The following is an 18,509-nucleotide window of genomic DNA, read 5'->3' on the forward strand; positions in this document are numbered from 1 at the left end:
AACCCTCTTTGAAAAATACGGATTAAAACGGGCCGGTTACAGCCCCATAGCGTGGCGTACAAAGGCTTTGCGCAAAGCAGGTAGACGATGAACACTGGCAATACCCAGATCCCGCGCAAGGCGGATCACGGGGTTATTGTTACTGAATAGTCTATCAAGGGTGTCCGTGGCAGCGAGCATCAACATATTGGCCGGGCGGCACCGGGCCTGATACCGCGCGAGCAGTGCGGGTGACCCGAAATCTTCGCCTTTATGGTGTGCTGCAATCAGGATCTCACTTAACGCAATGATATCCCGAAACCCAAGGTTGAGCCCCTGCCCTGCTATGGGGTGAATACCATGAGCCGCATCCCCAACCAGCAACAGGCGCGTATCGGTGTAGCGCTGGGCATATTGAGCTGAGAGCGGATACGTCCAGCGGCGGCCAACAGGGGTTACTTTACCCAGACGGGTGTTACCCATGCGGCGCTCTATCTCACGCGCAAAAACATCATCTGGCAGCGCGGCAAAACGCTCTGCGGTGCCGTCCTTGTCGCTCCAGACGATAGCAGACAGATAGGGGTGATTCTCCGTGCCTGTCATGGGAAGTTGGGCGAAGGGACCTGCGGGCAAAAAGTGCTCCAGAGCACCGTTATCGTGCGGAAATTCATGAGCAATGGCGCAAACAATGGCAGTCTGGCCATAAGAGAGCTTGGTCAGGGGAATACCAGCCTCTGACCGAAGCTTACTTTTTCTGCCGTCTGCCGCCACAACCAGAGCCGCGTTAAAGACACGGCCATCGTTCAGGCGGATAGTTGCACCCTCTGCTTTGCGCTCCACCTTGGCTTCAGCAGGGGAAAGCACGCTCAGGGTTGGGTACATATGCAGCGCTTCGTTCAAGGCTACACGCAAGGCACGGGCTTCAGCCATCCACCCAAAAGGCTGGCTGGCATCTTCACGGGTAAACTCAAGAAAGAGCGAAGACGCAGGCTCGCCTGGTCGCCCGTCTGTTACCAGAATTTCTTCAATCGGGCAGGACTCCAGCGGGAGCAACTCCCACACCCCTGCTTCTTCCAGAAGGGTTTTTGGGCCTGCTGCAATAGCATAGGCCCTGCCGTCAAAATCCGGATGCTCCATGGGAGCAAGGGGGGCCTTGTCCACAATAGCAACGCGAATACCTTCTCTGGCCAAGCGGCAAGCAAGCGTTGCGCCAACAGGGCCCGCCCCGATAACGCAGACATCAACATCCGGCACCTGCGAGCTTGCAGACATGCTGTCCGACACGGTGGATGCAGGAGAAGCAACCATGGTTTTCATTCCTTTATGCACACGGTCCGGCAGGCGGGATTGTCTGCACTGGGCCAGAAAGAGATGTTCTTTTATCTTATCTCTCCAGAAAGCCCAGAGAAGGAGGCTCGTCAACGCCTGAAAAGTCTGGCATATTGATATCGAAATGAATTACAGTTCATGCGGCTGGTCTCTCTGACCCATGCCGTATGCGACAGGCAGAAGGAACACAGCCCAGATGCAGCTGGTGACCGCTATTATAAAACCCTTCAAGCTTGACGACGTGCGTGAGGCTCTGGCACCGCTTGGTATTCAGGGGCTTACCGTATCCGAGGTCAAAGGTTTTGGTCGTCAGAAAGGGCAGACTGAAATTTACCGTGGCGCAGAATACCGCATCAGCTTTCTCCCTAAAATCAAGGTTGAGGTTGCTGTGTCTGACGCGCTGGTGGATCAGGTCATTGAAGCCATGCTGAACGCCGCACACACGGGCAAAATTGGCGATGGCAAGATTTTTGTGAGCGAACTGACACGCGTTATCCGTATTCGTACGCGCGAGACGGGGGACGAGGCGCTTTAAAGGTAAAGCACCTCTTGTCTCTGCGCTCTATTTCCCATGAGCTTGCAGCTTATTAAAGGCTTTTTTAACTATCTCGATCTATTCAAGGCTTTTCCTTTTAAAAAGAGAGAATTAGCCTTGATATCTGCGCTATTCGGCAAAATCTTTCCTCTATGCTAATCTCACTCCGTATGGATTTGAGGGCATAAAATGACTTTCCGTTCTGCTGCAATTACAATGGTTTATAATGAGAGCGTATTTTTACCAGTATGGTTAGATTATTACGGCAAAAACCTAGGTTATGACAATCTCTACATAATAGACCATGGTTCAGATGACGGATCGACCGTTAGGATCCCGGGAAATATCATAAAAATACCTCGAGATAACTTTGATGATGTTATACGGACTTCTTTTATTAATAACTTACATACGTCACTCTTAAATTATTTTGACTGCGTTATTTACACAGATTGTGATGAATATCTCGTTCCGCGCCCCGACCGCTATAATAGCCTAGCGTCATACCTCAAGCACCAACCTCATGGTAACGTGGTGCGTGCTGTGGGAGTGGACGTCATGCCCCACGCGCTAGGCCTTCCCCCTGTCAATTTTTCACACGACATTCTACCTCAGCGTCCACATGGCTTTATTACTCCATGGGAGTCTAAGCCTCTGGTGGCTAAAACACCCCCGCACTGGACCCCTGGCTTTCACAACTGTGACGCACCCTCTATTCTAGATGAGGACTTGTGGCTTTTTCATCTCAAGCATTGTGATCAGAAGCGCGCCCTCTCCCGCCTTAATTTGACACGTTCAATGACCTGGAGCGAACAAGGTGCGGCCTTTGGACACCATCAGCGCTACCGGGACGAGGATATGTTGCAGCTTATGCAGACGCTTATAGAGCAGCAGGAACGCGATACCCTGGGCACGCTACCTCTTACACATATGCTTGCTCATGGTGAGACCAGTAAACTCAGACGTATTCCAGACATGTTCTTACAATGTCTATGACGGCTTCAAAGGATGCATCCGTGACAATTACCTACCCTGCCCTCCAAGTCGGCCTGACAAATCAGAAGATTGCTTTGATCGGCCTCGTCTTCAAGGCGCAGCGTGAGAACACACCCTTTTCTCTGCCTGACATGGTTTCTTTCCGACCACAGGACGGTCAACACGAAGTCTGCGACTTCGCTCAAGTATACCAGAAATCTGTCTTTGAGGCTCTCCTGAAAGCTTTTTCTATTCCTTACACACCTGGTCCTGCTCAGGCAGACGCAACACTGGTTGATGGGTGGCAATGTTTTTGGGAGGGAGCGGACCGCTGGGGAGAGGCCGGACGAGCGGGCAAGGCATCATGGACCAACCTGACTGCACAGATTATAAGGCATCTGCGCCCGGTACCTATGCTAGCGGATTTTGCGGACCTTTTACGAGCTAAATTAGACAACAACAATATTCGCCACGTGCTGCAGTTACGTATAGAAAACGACTGGCAAGGATACTCGCGTGACGTACTTCCAACTTTTGCAGGGCAGAATGAAGAGTATTGCCCGCCTTTTCTGGACATTGTCAGAAAAGCTCAAACCACATGGGGTGCCGACTTTAAAAAAGCTTATGTTCTGAGTGATGAGACTTGTCTACCTGTTCCTAAAGAGACAATCCGCGAGCATACTTTTAAAGAGCTAGGTGTCGAGCTTTTTTGGAAATCAGATTTTCTCCCACAAGAAACTTTCAAGTCTAATCTTGTGTCTTCCATGCTAGACTTTGAAATTGCCGTGCATGCGCCATTTTTTGCAGGGAACAGCCGCTCCACTTTTGCTGGTTTCGTTTCGTTTGAAAAATTCTGCCGGACTGGCCAGATGCCCAAGCATCATTATATTTATAATATTCCCGGCCAAGGTTTAGGCTTACGCCACGACAACGGTGCCATGATGGTACCTGAACAGGCAACAGACCGCCTTTATGGGCATGAACCGCTTATCCCTGTGCATCGGGGGGATTTACAGTGGCCTCTCAGCCTGACAGCGCACATAGCGTGCCTGGGTGACTTTACGAGTGAAACCCAAATGCTGCACGGCATACCATCTGGAGACCTTGCCTTTGACACAGCAGGGATTGGCGGGAGATGTGTGGAAGGCTTCCAGATCACTAGCGCAGGCCTGCCTCTTCCCTTTGAATACCGAGCAAGAGATGTGGATGGCCACCAAACATCGTGGATGCCACATGATCATTTTTGCGGTTCCAAAGGCCAGAGCCGTCCTTTAACGGGTTTTGCTGTCCGTTTAACCGGGCCTGCTTTTCTTACCACCGACTGTTTTTACGCAGGACGATTTGAAGGGCAGCGGGATGCGCTGACGGCGGAGAACGGAGCTTGGTGTAGCGCTGGATACGGGCAGAAACTAGTTGGAATGCACATACTGTTCCGCCCCAAAGGATTGACCTGACAAAAACCATTATTTGTGAGATCTTGAGATATTCGTTGCGCAAAGGCTACGAACAGAACTGAAAACGTGGTATTCCCTTCCCAATGTAGATGTTTCTGCCACAAAAGCGGCAGTGTAACAGGGGAGAATACGAATCCATGACCTCACGGTCTTGCATGGTTCCGTCTGCAAAGGGCGGTTTGAACAGGCAGGCAGTAGGCGCAGTGCTGGCTGGCACAGTGCTACTTCTGCCGTCCGGACTGGCCCACGCGGCCGATGCCGCCCCCGCCATTGATAGTGGTGACACAGCTTGGATGTTGATGAGCACGGCGCTTGTGCTCATGATGACCATACCTGGCCTTGCCCTGTTTTATGCTGGCATGGTGCGCAAGAAAAACGTTCTTGCAACCCTTATGCAGTCTTTTGCCCTCTGCTGCATCATGTCCATTGTGTGGATGGTTGCGGGCTATTCTCTTGCCTTTACCACTGGGTCTCCCTGGATTGGTGGGCTCTCGCGGCTGTTTTTGAACGGCTTGGGTGCGCATATTCATAATGGGGCGGATATTGGCTTTACGCTGGGGGCAGATTCCCCCAACGCTACGACCATGACTATTCCTGAGAGCATCTTCATGATGTTCCAGATGACCTTTGCCATCATTACGCCTGCACTTATTTCGGGTGCCTATGCTGAACGTATGAAGTTCAGCGCCATGTGCGTTTTTTCCATTATCTGGTCACTGACCGTTTATGCCCCTATTGCCCACTGGGTATGGAGCCCTATCGGCTGGCTGGCAGGTTTGGGTACTGCTGATTTTGCCGGTGGCACCGTTGTGCATATCAATGCAGGTATCGCGGGCTTAGTGTGCGCCTTGGTACTGGGCCGCCGCAAAGGCTTCGGGCAGGATGATCTGGCCCCGTTCAACCTGACATATGCAATTATTGGTGCGTCTCTCCTGTGGGTAGGCTGGTTTGGCTTCAATGCCGGGTCTGCGGTCGGGGCCAATGGCCGTGCTGGCATGGCCATGGCCACAACCCAGATTGCCGCTGCTGGTGCCGGCGTGGCCTGGATGCTGGTTGAGTGGCTACGCTCTGGCAAACCAACCGTACTGGGTGTGATTTCAGGTGCTGTTGGCGGGTTGGTTGCCATAACACCTGCTGCCGGTTTTGTTCTGCCGGGCAGTGCCCTGATTATCGGGTTGATTACCGGCGTCATCTGCTACTGGAGTGCAACGTCTCTCAAACACCTGCTGGGCTATGACGATAGCCTTGATGCCTTCGGGGTGCATGGCGTAGGCGGTATTGTCGGGGCGCTTCTTACTGGTATTTTCGCCTATGGCCCGCTCTCTGCGACAGACGCAAACCCAACCGGCGTTGTCGGGTCGCTTCACCAACTTATGGTGCAGAGTGAAGCCGTGCTGGTGACTATTCTTTGGTGTGGTGCCGTCTCCTTCGTGCTTCTGAAGGTGATCGACATGACAATCGGTCTGCGCGTCACGCAGGATCAGGAACTGGAAGGGCTGGATATGTCCTTGCACGGCGAACGTATTAACTAAGACTATCATTCGCCATATGCCGCTCTTATCTATGAGCGGCATATGGCTCTTGCGTATTACACCCCCAAAATCCAGATAAGTCCTAGTCCCGCTAAAAGCAGCAGAAGAAGGGACAGCAGTACGGTTATGCTCACACGCAAGCCGCACCCGGCAAGGCTTTGTAGGTCTGTGCTCAGCCCCAAACCAGCCATGGACACAACGGTCAGAGCACTACTCACCTGCAAAGCTGGCTGAATGGCAATAAGTGGCACCAGATGCATGGACCGCATGAGCGCCAAGCCCAGAAAACCAAGGATAAACCACGGCACGCACTGATGCAGCAGGAAAGTTTTTGCTGGCAAATCTGCGCTAGTGCGTGAGGCGCTTATGACGTCCGTCCTGTTTTTTGCTGTTGTCTGCACAAGACAGGCAAGAAAAATGACTACAGGCCCTAGCATGAAAACACGTGTCAGTTTGATCAACGTCCCGAACTGAACAGCGCTAGCGCCTGCGGGCGCTGTGGCGGCCAATACTTGTGGTACGGCATACACCGTTAAACCGGCCAATGCCCCATATTGCAGCGCCTGCATATGAAGAAGCGTGACAGACAACGGCAACAGCAGAACCAGTGCTACGCCCAACACGGCCGTAAACGAGATGGACGCGGCGACATCCTCCCCCTCTGCATGAATAACGGGTGCAATGGCCGCAATGGCGGAGTTTCCGCAAATGGCATTCCCACAAGCAATCAGGGTTGCCATACGGGACGGCAGCCCGAAGAGCCTGCCAATAGCGTAAGATGTGGCAATAGCCATAACAACAAACAGAGCAATGCCCAGAGGTAACGCTACCCCTTTGCCAAACAGCATATGTGTGCTGATGGAAAGCCCCAGCACCATAACCGCCACATCCAGCATTTGCTTGGCACAAAAACGAATACCGACCAGCATGGCGGCGGTGGGGGCGTATAGCGCCCGCACCACTATGCCCAGTAGAATTGCCAGCACCAGTTCTTCCAGCCAGACAGTACCAAACGCGGCACGTTGCGCCCACGCTCCCACAACAGCCACCGCCGTCACCCCAAGGCACAACATAATGCCGGGCATAAGCCTTCCAGCATGGCTTGCTATTGTGCGGCTCTGCACCATGACGGGTGTAAAAAACTGGTTGGTGATGTTCATGCTGCCTCGCCTCCTGATACTGGCAGCACACTGAATTTTTGGTATTGATAATTCCAACGGATTATATCTATGGAAACAATCTGATTTTGAGATTGATATTATGACCCTTGAACAACTCCGTATTTTTATTGCCGTTGCGGAGCGAGAGCATGTTACCGCGGCAAGTCAGGCCCTTAACCTCACGCAGTCTGCCGTCAGCAATGCCATTGCGGCATTGGAAGAGCGCTACGGCCTGAAGCTGTTTGACCGCGTGGGAAGAGGTATAGTGCTGAACGAATATGGACGGCTGTTTCTGGCAGAAGCGCGTGCCGTCATGGCGCGAGCAGGTCAGGCAGAGGCTTTGCTTGCCGATCTGGGCACACTCAAAACCGGCCATTTGAGTATTTACGCCAGCCAGACAATTGCCAGCTATTGGCTGCCAGAACGGTTGGCACAGTTCCGTCTGCTCTATCCTGCGATTACGCTGGATGTGCAGATCGGCAACTCGCATGAGGTCGCAGAGGCCGTTATTCAGGGCCAGTGCGAAGTGGGGCTGGTAGAAGGCGTTGTTTCTCACCCGCTACTGCAACAGGAGTGTATAGGGCAAGACCATCTGACAATTATTGCGTATCCCACGCACCCTCTGGTGCATAAAACCTCTATAACAGCAGATGATCTTTCACAGGCAGTCTGGGTGATGCGTGAACAAGGGTCCGGAACCCGCTCGAGCTTTGAAGATGCTCTTATGCAGGCAGGGTGTTGCGCTGCCAGCCTGAACGTTGGCATGACCCTTCCTTCTAACGAGGCTGTTTTGAACGCTACACAGAACGGCGTAGGTCTTGCAGGATTATCGGAATACGTCGTGCGGACAGCTTTGGCTGCCGGACAGGTCGTGGCGCTTGATGTGCCTCTGGCACCCCGTTTTTTTCAAAGCCTCCGCCACCGGGAACGTTACCATACTCGCACAGCTCAGGCTTTTCTGGCCCTTTTACAAACCGGGCGGACAAACGCATGACGCTCCTTTCGCGCCCTCCCCCACGCCTAACGCTTCTGCTGTGGTTGGTGGGCTGTATTCTGGCGGGCGTTATCCTGCGCAAGATACCGCTCGGGCTGCCATTCTTTGTCACAAAGTGGGGTGGTTCTGCGTTATGGGGCGGCATGATCTGGTGCTGTGTCGCGTTCTGTATCCCCGCCAAACCGCGATGGTTTATTGCCGTGACTGCGTGCCTATGTGCCGCGCTGACAGAAGGGCTTAAGCTACTGCACACACCCGCCTTAGACCATGTTCGTATGACCGCTCTGGGCGGTTTTCTGCTCGGCCATCATTTTGCCTGGGCTAATATTGGTGTTTATACAGCCGCAATTCTTGTTTTTTCTTGTCTGTTAGGGCGTCTATAATACTTTAAATCTTAATTTTCTTTCTCCCCTTTTCCATCTACAGGCATAGGCTTATGATTTAAGAACTATGTAGCAGGTTATGGCGGCATGGGGCCGCCCGAATAGCCTGATACGCAACAAGGTATTATGAGTATGACCTCTTCTACTCGCATTATGCTGGCCACTCTGGCCCTTAGCTGTGCAACCGCCCTTTCAGCGCCTGCTGCCCATGCTCTGACATCCAAAGAATGCCACCAGAACTATACCGCTGCACGCAAAGCGGGCACGGTAACTGGCCAGAGCTACAAAGAATACAAAGCTGCAAGCTGTGACGCGGCTGCTGCCACGACTGATGCCGCTACCAAAGCGCCGGCAGCAGACACCCCAGCCACTGCGCCGAAAGCTGAAAAGCCAACAGTTGCCACCACACCTGCTGCTACAGCACCTGCCGCAGCACCTAAATCTGCTGCCCCGGCTGCTTCTACCGCTGGCGTTGTGTTCCCCAGCGCTGTTGCTGACCAGTATTCAAAACTGTCAGCCGGCAAGGCCCGCATGAAAACCTGTCTGGACCAGTATAATGCCAACAAGGAAAAAGGCGGCAACGGGTCTTTGAAATGGATTCAGAAAGGCGGCGGCTACTACAGCCAGTGCAATACACGTCTTAAAGGCGAATAAAATACACTGTGTTTTTCCGGAGTACCTTTACGGGTGCTCCGGTTTTTTCAAACGCACAGCGGATGGCATGACATACAGCTTGCCTGTGCGATAAGAAATCCAGACCCTATGAGCTGCAAACCAGTCTGCCCCCAGCAGCATGTCTGCTGCGTCATGAATACTGACCACAGTCAGAACTGGCTGTTTTTCTTCTTCCAGACCATATTTCAGGGTTTCAAATTTGTGCCAGTGGTACACCTGCCCGCGCCCATCCAGGCCGCTGGTCACACCGCCTGGGTCCGCCGCCAGCGTTGCTGCGGACACCCCAAGCCGTTTTACAGCAGCTTCTGACACAATACGGGAACGCGCACCGCTATCCACAAGGGCTTTGAGCGGGTGCCCATCCAACTCGACCTGAATGGAAACACGGCGGCCATCAAACTGCATGGGCAGAGCGCGATAGATCACATGCCAGTTTTGTGGCCCTGCACACAGAGGTGATGCGGTATCGGGAGCCCAGAAATTGAGCCATCCCTCCGCCACGTTAAATTCCACATCGTAACGGGAGAGCAGATCTCCCCCAACCAGACCTTCAATAGGCGGCTGCACGGGCGGTTTGCTGGGCAGATACCCAACAGGCACTGACACCGGGCCGTTTTCTACGCCCCCCATAACAAACGATCTAACCAGAACATTGGGGACCAATCGCCCATTCCCGCCTGTCCCCTGCACCACTGTGTGCCTTGCAGGGTCTAGCGGCAGGCCAAAGGCATCTGCGCCTTCAGGGGAAATCAGGCTGCCTTCGGACCCGGTATCTATAATCATGCTGGCAGCATGGCCATTCAGCTGGACCGGGCTACTCAAAAACCCTGCATCATTCCGCAGGGGGATATGTGCCAGAAGTTGGCGCTTGCATACGCCCTCCGCTGCATACCCTGCTATGGGCACCATTACAGCACCCGCCAGCAGTCCGACAGCCTGCATCAGGCGTATAAGGCGCATGGCTTACGCTAACTCACGCGCAAAGCGGTCTGTTGTGGCAAGCAGGGCCGCAAGAATACCGGGTTCGAACAGGGCATGGCCTGCGGCATCAATAATGTGAAACTCTGCTTCAGGCCATGCCTTATGCAGGTCCCATGCCGTCCGTACAGGTGTTGCCATATCGTACCGCCCTTGCACGATAACGGTTGGAATATGACGGATACGGTCCACATTCCGGATAAGCTGCCCTTCTTCCAGCCATCCCGCATGGACAAAATAATGGTTTTCAATGCGTGAGAATGCGAGGGCATATCCTGCCTCCTCATGCTGGCTCTCAATTTCCGGAGCAGGCAGCAGAGTCAGGGTACGGCCTTCCCACATACTCCATGCTACCGCTGCCTCATGCTGGACCTCTTTGTCCTCAGACGTCAGGCGTTTGCGGTAGGCTGCCATAAGGTCTCCCCGCTCTTCCACCGGAATGGGGGCCAGAAACTCCTCCCACTTGTCCGGAAAGAGCCACGATGCGCCTTCCTGATAATACCAGAGCAGTTCTGCGCGGCGCAGCGTGAAAATACCACGCAACATAAGGGCAGTCACACGATCAGGATGGGACTGAGCATAAGCCAGTGCCAGAGTGGACCCCCATGACCCACCAAAGACCGCCCATTGCTCTACACCGCGCTGCACCCGCAGTCGCTCAATATCGGCAACCAGATGCCATGTGGTATTGTTTTCCAGAGACGCATGCGGTTTGGAGCGCCCACATCCGCGCTGGTCAAACAGAACAATGCGATACAGAGACGGGTTAAACAGCCGCCGCTGTGCAGGGTTACACCCGCCGCCCGGCCCACCATGCAGAAACACGACTGGAATACCATCCGGGTTGCCACATTCCTCCCAGTAAACCTGGTGTCCTTCTCCGGTATCAAGGTACCCATAGGCGTAAGGCTGAATGGCTGGCCATGGGTCGCGGTAAGGAAAAGACATAGGGCGTGCTCCTTTTTATAGTCACCAGATTAGGGTTTGCTGCCGCTTTGGGCCCGTGGGTGGGCCCGCACCCATACGTCCAGCAAGCGTGCTTCATCCGCCAAGGTATAACGCTGGGTTGTGGACAGACTGGCGTGACCCAATAGTTCCTGAATAACACGCAGGTCTGCGCCACCCTCCATCAAGTGCGTTGCGAAAGAATGGCGGAGGGAATGGGGCGTTGCGGTATCTGGCAACCCGGCCAACGCCCGCCACTCTCGCATGGCTTTTTGGGCTACCCCGGCCTGTAAGCGCTTGCCGCGCACACCGGGAAACAAAGGGTCAGCCGCATGAGGGGACGGATGGTGCTTGAGCCAACCCTCCAGCCCCTGCTGCACCTGCGGCAGAACCGGCACCAGACGCTCCTTGTTGCCTTTTCCTGTAATTCTCAGCACCCCACTCCCGCGCATGGTGGCAAGATCAGCCACGTTCAGGTTCAAGGCCTCAGAAATACGCAGTCCACACCCGTATAAAAGCAGAAACAGGGCGGCATCCCGCCTGCGTGCCATTTCGGTGTGGGCAACATCCCCTATATCCTGCGGCACAGCTTTGGCGTCCGGCACACTCAAAGGCCTTGGGAGCGGCTTTTTGGTCCGTGGTGTGGCCAACAGGCTCACGGCGGCATTTTCCACCCCCTGCCGCCGTGCCAGATACCGGAAAAATGACCGTACAGCAGACACGCGGCGGGAGCGGGTACGGGCTGCGCGGTCCGGTGTGGTTTTACGGACAGTAGTGCTCATGGCCCATGTTTGCTCATGTGCAAGCCATGCCCGCATATCCCGCAGGCTTATCTTGGCCAACCCTGCCATATCCGGGAGGCCGCCCAGATGCTCGCTCATAAACGCCATAAAGCGGGCCAGATCATTCTGATAAGCCTCAATAGTCAGTGGGGAAGCTCTGCGCTCAGCGGTCATCCATGCCAGAAAGGCCTGAACTGCCTGCTCCGCTGTCATGCTCACTTCTCCCACTCACCTTCTGCCGGTCATCTACCACGAACAGCGCTTTAGTTGTTCAGAGTTTTTCTGAATACGCAAGCACTGTTCTTTAAGACCTCACCCGCTTACAAAGAGAGGTATGGAGCCTGCCTCGTTCTCATCTCTCCTGCATGATGATGCGCCCCCGCCGCCCGCCCCAAAGCAGGTGCGGCAACGTGTGGCTGTGCTATTGCCAATGCCTTTCCCCGGCCCGTTTGACTATGCAGCACCTGCTGACATGCCCTTGCAGCCGGGCGATATTGTGGTGGTGCCCCTTGGCCGCAGGCAGGAAACCGGCGTGGTGTGGGAAAGCAGCCCCTCTCTACCGGCTGACTTTGCGCCGCCCCCGCAACGCAGTGTAGACGCCAACCGCCTACGGCCAGTGGCCGAACTGCTGGACCTGCCGCCTCTGCCTGCGGAATTACGGCACTTTATTGACTGGGTGGCAGCCTATACGCTGTCTCCGCCCGGCATGGTGCTGGCCATGACCCTGCGGCTGCACATGCGTGGCGTACCAGTACCCAGTATGGGCTGGCTACTGGCAGACCCTTTACCGGCAACACTCCGCATCACCCCTGCCCGCCAGAAAATTCTTGATCGCTTAAAAGATGGTATTGCCCGCACCACAACAGACCTAGCCTCTGCGGCGGGCGTTGGTCCCGGCGTGGTAAAGGGTCTGGCTGATGCCAAGGCCCTGCAAAGCGTGAAGCTTGGGCCCGAACGGATATTTGCGGCACCAGACCCACACCATAACCCACCCGTTCTGGAAGGCGAGCAGCAGACTGCAACCGCAGCGTTGCGTCAGACCGTGCGCGATGGGGGCTTTTCCGTCACGTTGCTGGAAGGGGTAACAGGCTCCGGCAAAACAGAAATTTATCTGGAAGCCATTGCCGCGTGTCTGGAGCAGGGCAAACAGGCTTTGGTGCTGTTGCCGGAAATTGCTCTTTCCGCCCAATGGATGCAGCGCTTTGTACGCCGCTTTGGGGCAGAACCTGCCGTCTGGCACTCGGAAATCGGCCAGCGGGCCCGCCGTCTGACGTGGCACAGCACGGCCAACGGCAGTGCGACTGTTGTTGTCGGCGCACGCTCTGCTCTCTTTCTACCCTTTGCCAATCTTGGCCTTATTATTGTGGATGAGGAGCACGAAAGCCTGTTCAAGCAGGAAGAAGGTGTCATTTACAACGCACGGGACATGGCCGTGGTACGGGCAAGGCTTTCCGGCTTTCCCATGGCGCTGGTCTCTGCCACGCCCAGCCTGGAAACGCTGGCTAATGCGGAAGCGGGACGTTACCGGCACCTGATACTCCCGTCCCGCCATGGCGGAGCGTCCCTGCCGGACACACAGATTCTGGACATGCGCGAGCACCCTCCACCGCGCGGGCTATTTTTATCTCCTGCTTTGACAGAAGAATTATCAGCCACTTTTGCGCGGCAGGAACAGGCCATGCTGTTCCTGAACAGGAGAGGTTATGCGCCTTTAACCCTTTGCCGCACCTGCGGGCACCGTATGGAGTGCCCACACTGCACCGCATGGCTGGTTGAACATAGGGCCAAAAAGCTTCTCTCCTGCCATTATTGCGACCATACGGAACCCATGCCCGCAGCCTGCCCCACCTGTGGGTCAGACGACAGCCTGACGGCCATTGGCCCCGGCATTGAACGTATTACCGAAGAAGCCAGACAGCTTTTCCCTGATGCCCGTATTCTGGTCATGGCCAGTGATACGCTGGGCGGCCCGGCGACCACGGCAGAAGCCGTGGCCAAAATTTCCCGCCGAGAGGTTGACCTGATTATTGGCACGCAGGTTGTGGCCAAAGGCTGGCATTTTCCGCACCTGACCCTTGTTGGCATTGTGGATGCTGATCTGGGCCTCGGGGGCGCAGACCTGCGCGCAGGGGAGCGCACCATCCAGCTCCTGCATCAGGTTGCAGGCCGTGCGGGGCGGGCCAGCACGCCGGGGCGCGTGTTGCTGCAAAGCTATACCCCCATGCACCCTGTCATGCAGGCCCTTGTTTCAGGTGATTTTGATGCCTTCATGGCGCAGGAGGCCGAACAGCGGCGGCCGGGTTTCTGGCCCCCTTATGGCAGACTGGCTGCCCTGATTATCAGTGCGGATGATGCAAAAGAGGCTGATGCCACAGCCGCAGCGCTAGCCCGCGTGGCCCCTTATGGTGAGGGAATACAAGTTCTCGGCCCTGTTCCTGCCCCCATTGCCGTGCTCCGTAACAGACACCGCCGCCGTCTGTTGTTAAGGACTGTGCGCACCATTGCCGTACAGCCTATTCTTCGGCGGTGGCTTGGCATGGTTAAACCCGGCAGAACCGTGCGCATAGATGTGGATATAGACCCGATCTCGTTCCTGTAACGGCTGGGTTGTGCTGGCATTATAAAAAAGGAGCCAATCTGGCTCCTTCTCTTTGAGTGTTAAACTGGCGGCACAGGAGGCCTGTGGAACAACACTCTTATTTCTTGGCTTTTTCTATATCGTTCGCCGGTTTTGCCGTGCTGGTCAGAACGGTTGTGATGGTGTCACGCAGAACCATGACCCGCACGTTGGGAGCAATTTCCACTTCCACTTCGTTCGTGTCTTCGCGGCTTTTCTGCACCACACCAATAACACCGCCTGCTGTTACAATGCGGTCACCCCGGCGAAGGGATTTCAGCTCGTTCCGCAGTTGCTTCTGGCGCTGCTGCTGCGGACGGATAAGCAGAAAATACATGATGGCGAAAACGCCAACAAATGGCAAAAATGACATAACGTCGGACATGGGAACGGCTTTCAAACTAACACTGGTTGCACCAACAAACGGGCAGACCATAATTTTAGCTACAGGTGCGTCAAGCGCCTGTCTGTTGTCCAGCCCTTTCTTCTGGCTGCCATCTGGTTTAGTTTTCGCGTCCACACCAAGCAAAACAGCCAGCAGGAGCAATGTTTCATGGTAACAGACCCAACAGAACTTTCTGTGCTGGACCGCATTGCCGCAGCCCTTGAACGCCTGTCACCCCCCGCCCCTACCCTGAACGGAGTGGACAAGGCAGACGCTTTTGTGTGGCTACCCGAGCAAGGCCGCCTGCTGCCTGTGCCCCATGTTGCCCATGTAGAAGCCAGCCTGTTGCAAGGTGTAGATCACCAGCGCCAGACCCTGCTGGACAATACGGAGAATTTTGCCCGCGGCCTGCCTGCCAATAATGCCATGCTCTGGGGCGCACGCGGCATGGGCAAGTCGTCCCTGGTCAAAGGGGCGCATGCCCTTGTTAACCAAATTGGCGGCAAAGCCTGCCAACCGGGTCAGGGACGCATTGTTCTCCTCGAAATCCAGCGCGAAGACCTCGCCACTCTGCCGGAACTGCTGGCTCTGCTGCGCGAAAGCCCGCGCCGCTTCATTATCTTCTGTGATGACCTGTCTTTTGAAAAAGAGGACCGGGACTACAAAGCCCTCAAGTCCGTGCTGGATGGTGGCATTGCTGGTCGGCCAGACAATGTGCTGTTTTACGCCACATCCAACCGCAGACACCTGATGCCGCGTGACATGATTGAGAACGAACGCGCCTCAGCCATTAATCCCTCTGAAGCCACAGAAGAAAAAGTCTCTCTTTCAGACCGTTTTGGTCTCTGGCTTGGCTTTCATGCCTGCCCGCAAGACGTATTTCTGGATATGGTCCGCACTTACGCAAAAGAACGCACCCTGCCTCTGGATGATGCAGAGCTGACGGCACGCGCCAATACATGGGCTATTACCCGTGGCAGCCGTTCAGGGCGTGTTGCTTTTCAGTTCATTGAAGACCTGACCGCCCAACTCGCCCAAGGCCGCTCACTGTGATGCCTTCCTCGCTTTAAACACTGACCAAGGACGTCTTGCTTATGGCCCTCCCCATTTTTGGAGGCATTTCTGGTGAACCAGTTGATAGTGTCGCTCACATCATCCAAGTTGCTCTTACGCCCGTTTTTATGCTGTCGGGTATCGGGACGTTATTGAACCTCTTCAACACGCGTCTGGCGCGGGTGTCTGACCATATTGAGCAGGCGAATGCTCTGCTGATCGACGATAATGACGACGTGGAACGCAACAAAACGCTTGAGCGCCACCTTGTCCGCCTGCACCGGCGCACGTTGATGCTTGATGCTGCCATTCTGGCAGGTGGCCTTGGGGGCGCTTCCTCCTGCGGTGCGGCTTTTGTGCTGTTTCTGGGGAGTGTACGCGATTCTTCCGTCGCTACCTGGCTGGTTGTCATGTTTGGTCTGGCGCTTAGCTGCACAGTGGGTGCCTTGGCCCTGTTTTTGGGGGATAGCCTTATTTCCTGGCACGGCCTCAAACGCGAAGGCCCGCTCCCGCGCCCCATGCCCAAGGCGGTCTGAGCACGCATTCCTTTTGCGTGCGCCTTGCCTCTTTCCCTAATATAGGGTTGCATAGCTCCTATTAATGGTGTGCCGGTGTGGCATACCATCAGGCAGGCAGAGCAATCGAGGCGAGATGGACCAGACGCAGACTGACACCCAAGCCCAGACGCACCCGTCAGACGCGGTGCCACCCAAGGTTGACTTGCGGCGCGTCAGATCCAACCCGGACTTCTGGTACCCTGTTGCCTGGTCCAAGGAACTGAAACCCGGCAAGACCATTGGCACCCGTTATGCTGGCCAGCCCATAGCGCTGGTACGCCCGGAAGAAGGGTCTGTTTTTGCGCTGGAAGACCGTTGTGCGCACCGTCAGGTCCCACTGAGTAAAGGCAAGGTAACCGGCCACGCCGTACAGTGCTGCTACCATGGCTGGGCCTATGGTCGCTCCGGCCGTTGCATTGATGTGCCTTATCTGGGCAAGGGAAAGCTGCCTAACGGTGTGCGGACCTATCCGTGCCGCGAACAGGATGGCCTAATTTTCATTTTCCCCGGAGATCCGGACAAGGCTGACACAACGCCACTAGCACCTCGTTTGGCCCGTGTGGGAGACCCTGCTTACAAAACCCGGTCCTTCGGGCAGGAAGTGGGCTGCCATTACAGCTTCATGCATGAGAACCTGATGGATATGAACCATCAGTTCATGCACATGAAGCAAATGGGCCAGATGCGCCCGCGTTTTCTAGGTCAGAAACGGGAAGCCGGACTGGTTGAGGCCCGCTATTCCTTTGCGCGCACAAGCGGCAAGCAGCCACTTGGGGAAGCCCTGATTTTTGGGGAACGCCGAGATGCTTCCGAAAAATTCCAGCATCGGGATGTCATGACCATCCGGACGGAATATCCCTACCAGACCCTCCGCATCCAGACTGGGGATGAAGACCCTGTGATGGATTTATGGATTGTCTATACGCCACAGGATGAAGCAGAACTCACCAACCGCACCTTTGGTCTGCTTTCGGTCAAGCGCCCCAAAATTCCCGGTGTTCTGGAACTGGCATGGCCTTTCCTTGTGGCCTTTACCGAGCGGATTTTTGCCGAAGACCGCGAGATTGTGGAACTTGAGCAGAAAGCATGGCGTGAACTGGGTGGAGACCACAATGTGGAAGTCTTCCCGGTTATTAACGCGCTACGTGGTCTGTTAGCAGAATGTGGCGTGCCGCCTGCTCCTGCCAAAAATGCCTGAACTGACAACGCTGGTTCTGGACGCAGCCCCTTATCGGCTGCGTCCGCTGTTACCCGACGATGCTGCAACCCTCCACAATCTGGTGAACGACTGGGAAGTGGTGCGTATGCTCAGCCGCCTCCCCTTCCCCTACCCGCGTGATCTGGCTGATGACTGGATTGCCGCGACCATCACCATGCATCGGGCCAAACAGGGCTATCATTTTGCCATTCTGGATGCAGAAGGGCAGTTTGTCGGCTGCGTGGGTCTGCGTGTGGAAGATAAACCGCAGATGGGCCGCATTGGCCTGCTCGGCTACTGGGTGGGGCGGGCGTACTGGGGGCAAGGTATTGCCACAAAAGCAGCTTCCCGCCTTGCACGGTGGGCCTTAGCCAACCTGGATATTACCTGCCTGCGCGGGATAGTGGCTGAGGATAACCAGGCTTCCGCCCGTGTGCTGGAGCATGCAGGCTTCAAGCCCATTGGCACAGACCGTCAGATGTTTGTTGCCCGTGGCACAGACCACCCCGTCAAGGTTTTTGAAATGACACGCGCAGAAACGGACTTACCCGCATCCGCCCCCCCTACCCGCAAGCTGGTGCTCGTTTCTGCCGCTGCTCTGGTGGATAAGGATGGCCGTATTCTGCTGGCCCGTCGGCCGGAGGGGAAAAGCCTTGCTGGCTTATGGGAGTTTCCCGGTGGCAAAATTGAACCTGGGGAATCTCCGGAAGCGGCTCTCATTCGGGAATTGGAGGAAGAACTTGGGGTTGATATTTCCCGCTCCTGCCTTGCGCCGTTCACGTTTGCATCGCACAGCTACGCCACCTTTGATCTTTTAATGCCCTTGTACCTGTGCCGCCGCTGGAGCGGCACCCCTACGGGGCGTGAAGGGCAGGAACTGGCGTGGGTGCCAACCAGCGACTTACGCAACTATCCCATGCCAGAGGCGGACCTGCCTTTTGTGCCCCTGTTGCAGGAACTGCTATAAAATAGTTTTGT

18 protein-coding genes are annotated in these 18,509 nt (G+C 55.3%); 12 read left to right on the top strand and 6 right to left on the bottom strand.

All coding sequences use genetic code 11. From position 1 onward, the window contains the following. Nucleotides 1–36: 36 nt before the first annotated feature. Nucleotides 37–1,287, bottom strand: a complete 1,251-nt coding sequence (locus tag Abci_RS07820) for a UbiH/UbiF/VisC/COQ6 family ubiquinone biosynthesis hydroxylase (RefSeq protein WP_084597585.1) — start codon at nt 1,285–1,287, stop codon at nt 37–39. A gap of 217 nt (nt 1,288–1,504) precedes the next feature. On the opposite strand from Abci_RS07820, the gene Abci_RS07825 reads away from it, so the two are divergent. The 4 genes from Abci_RS07825 to Abci_RS07840 all read left to right on the top strand — a co-directional run bounded on the left by Abci_RS07825 (nt 1,505) and on the right by Abci_RS07840 (nt 5,804). After that, on the top strand, nt 1,505–1,843 hold the full coding sequence (locus tag Abci_RS07825; protein WP_048838610.1) for a P-II family nitrogen regulator: 339 nt from the start codon (nt 1,505–1,507) through the stop codon (nt 1,841–1,843). A gap of 189 nt (nt 1,844–2,032) precedes the next feature. Continuing rightward, nucleotides 2,033–2,839 (top strand): glycosyltransferase family 2 protein, encoded by an 807-nt coding sequence (locus tag Abci_RS07830; RefSeq protein WP_048838611.1) that lies wholly within the window; start codon nt 2,033–2,035, stop codon nt 2,837–2,839. A gap of 20 nt (nt 2,840–2,859) precedes the next feature. Continuing rightward, nucleotides 2,860–4,272: an O-fucosyltransferase family protein gene (locus tag Abci_RS07835; protein ID WP_133058363.1), complete on the top strand. Its 1,413-nt coding sequence runs from the start codon at nt 2,860–2,862 to the stop codon at nt 4,270–4,272. A gap of 137 nt (nt 4,273–4,409) precedes the next feature. Next, complete coding sequence (locus Abci_RS07840; protein ID WP_084597579.1) at nt 4,410–5,804, top strand: ammonium transporter; 1,395 nt, start codon at nt 4,410–4,412, stop codon at nt 5,802–5,804. Nucleotides 5,805–5,860: 56 nt separating this feature from the next. Here the strand turns inward: Abci_RS07840 and Abci_RS07845 are convergent, their stop codons facing one another. Then, entirely contained in the window at nt 5,861–6,964 is a 1,104-nt protein-coding gene (locus Abci_RS07845) for a YeiH family protein (protein ID WP_084597580.1), read from the bottom strand. A 100-nt stretch (nt 6,965–7,064) separates the two neighbouring features. Here Abci_RS07845 and Abci_RS07850 point away from each other — a divergent pair, with 100 nt between their 5' ends. The 3 genes from Abci_RS07850 to Abci_RS07860 all read left to right on the top strand — a co-directional run bounded on the left by Abci_RS07850 (nt 7,065) and on the right by Abci_RS07860 (nt 8,995). Further along, complete coding sequence (locus Abci_RS07850) at nt 7,065–7,958, top strand: LysR family transcriptional regulator (RefSeq protein WP_048838614.1); 894 nt, start codon at nt 7,065–7,067, stop codon at nt 7,956–7,958. Next, nucleotides 7,955–8,341: a ribosomal maturation YjgA family protein gene (locus tag Abci_RS07855; protein WP_048838615.1), complete on the top strand. Its 387-nt coding sequence runs from the start codon at nt 7,955–7,957 to the stop codon at nt 8,339–8,341. The genes Abci_RS07850 and Abci_RS07855 overlap by 4 nt, the downstream gene beginning before the upstream one ends. A gap of 132 nt (nt 8,342–8,473) precedes the next feature. Further along, nucleotides 8,474–8,995, top strand: coding sequence for a hypothetical protein (locus Abci_RS07860; protein ID WP_084597581.1), 522 nt, complete (start codon nt 8,474–8,476; stop codon nt 8,993–8,995). 27 nt (nt 8,996–9,022) lie between these two features. Here Abci_RS07860 and Abci_RS07865 read toward each other — a convergent pair whose 3' ends face one another. Genes Abci_RS07865 through Abci_RS07875 form a run of 3 tightly spaced genes read right to left on the bottom strand, consistent with a single transcriptional unit; the run spans nt 9,023 to nt 11,934 of the window. Then, the gene (locus Abci_RS07865; protein WP_084597582.1) at nt 9,023–9,976 is read right to left on the bottom strand and encodes a retroviral-like aspartic protease family protein; all 954 of its coding nucleotides are present in this window, start codon (nt 9,974–9,976) and stop codon (nt 9,023–9,025) included. A gap of 3 nt (nt 9,977–9,979) precedes the next feature. Then, nucleotides 9,980–10,942: a prolyl aminopeptidase gene (gene pip, locus Abci_RS07870; RefSeq protein ID WP_048838617.1), complete on the bottom strand. Its 963-nt coding sequence runs from the start codon at nt 10,940–10,942 to the stop codon at nt 9,980–9,982. Nucleotides 10,943–10,971: 29 nt separating this feature from the next. Then, nucleotides 10,972–11,934, bottom strand: coding sequence for a tyrosine recombinase XerC (locus Abci_RS07875; RefSeq protein WP_048838618.1), 963 nt, complete (start codon nt 11,932–11,934; stop codon nt 10,972–10,974). A 121-nt stretch (nt 11,935–12,055) separates the two neighbouring features. Between Abci_RS07875 and Abci_RS07880 the strand changes: the two genes are divergently transcribed. Next, nucleotides 12,056–14,320: a primosomal protein N' gene (locus tag Abci_RS07880; protein ID WP_084597583.1), complete on the top strand. Its 2,265-nt coding sequence runs from the start codon at nt 12,056–12,058 to the stop codon at nt 14,318–14,320. 97 nt (nt 14,321–14,417) lie between these two features. On the opposite strand, the gene yajC is transcribed toward Abci_RS07880, so the two are convergent. After that, the gene (gene yajC / locus Abci_RS07885; protein WP_048838644.1) at nt 14,418–14,774 is read right to left on the bottom strand and encodes a preprotein translocase subunit YajC; all 357 of its coding nucleotides are present in this window, start codon (nt 14,772–14,774) and stop codon (nt 14,418–14,420) included. A 117-nt stretch (nt 14,775–14,891) separates the two neighbouring features. Between yajC and Abci_RS07890 the strand changes: the two genes are divergently transcribed. The 4 genes from Abci_RS07890 (at nt 14,892) to Abci_RS07905 (ending at nt 18,498) form a co-directional block, all read left to right on the top strand. Continuing rightward, complete coding sequence (locus tag Abci_RS07890; protein ID WP_048838619.1) at nt 14,892–15,776, top strand: ATP-binding protein; 885 nt, start codon at nt 14,892–14,894, stop codon at nt 15,774–15,776. 41 nt (nt 15,777–15,817) lie between these two features. After that, on the top strand, nt 15,818–16,312 hold the full coding sequence (locus tag Abci_RS07895; protein ID WP_048838620.1) for a DUF2721 domain-containing protein: 495 nt from the start codon (nt 15,818–15,820) through the stop codon (nt 16,310–16,312). 115 nt (nt 16,313–16,427) lie between these two features. Then, nucleotides 16,428–17,531, top strand: coding sequence for an aromatic ring-hydroxylating oxygenase subunit alpha (locus tag Abci_RS07900; RefSeq protein ID WP_048838621.1), 1,104 nt, complete (start codon nt 16,428–16,430; stop codon nt 17,529–17,531). Beyond that, nucleotides 17,524–18,498, top strand: a complete 975-nt coding sequence (locus tag Abci_RS07905) for a bifunctional GNAT family N-acetyltransferase/(deoxy)nucleoside triphosphate pyrophosphohydrolase (RefSeq protein WP_048838622.1) — start codon at nt 17,524–17,526, stop codon at nt 18,496–18,498. Before Abci_RS07900 ends, Abci_RS07905 begins: the two co-directional genes overlap by 8 nt. Nucleotides 18,499–18,509 lie beyond the last annotated feature (11 nt).

The organism is Acetobacter cibinongensis (assembly GCF_000963925.1).
Classification (GTDB): domain Bacteria; phylum Pseudomonadota; class Alphaproteobacteria; order Acetobacterales; family Acetobacteraceae; genus Acetobacter; species Acetobacter cibinongensis.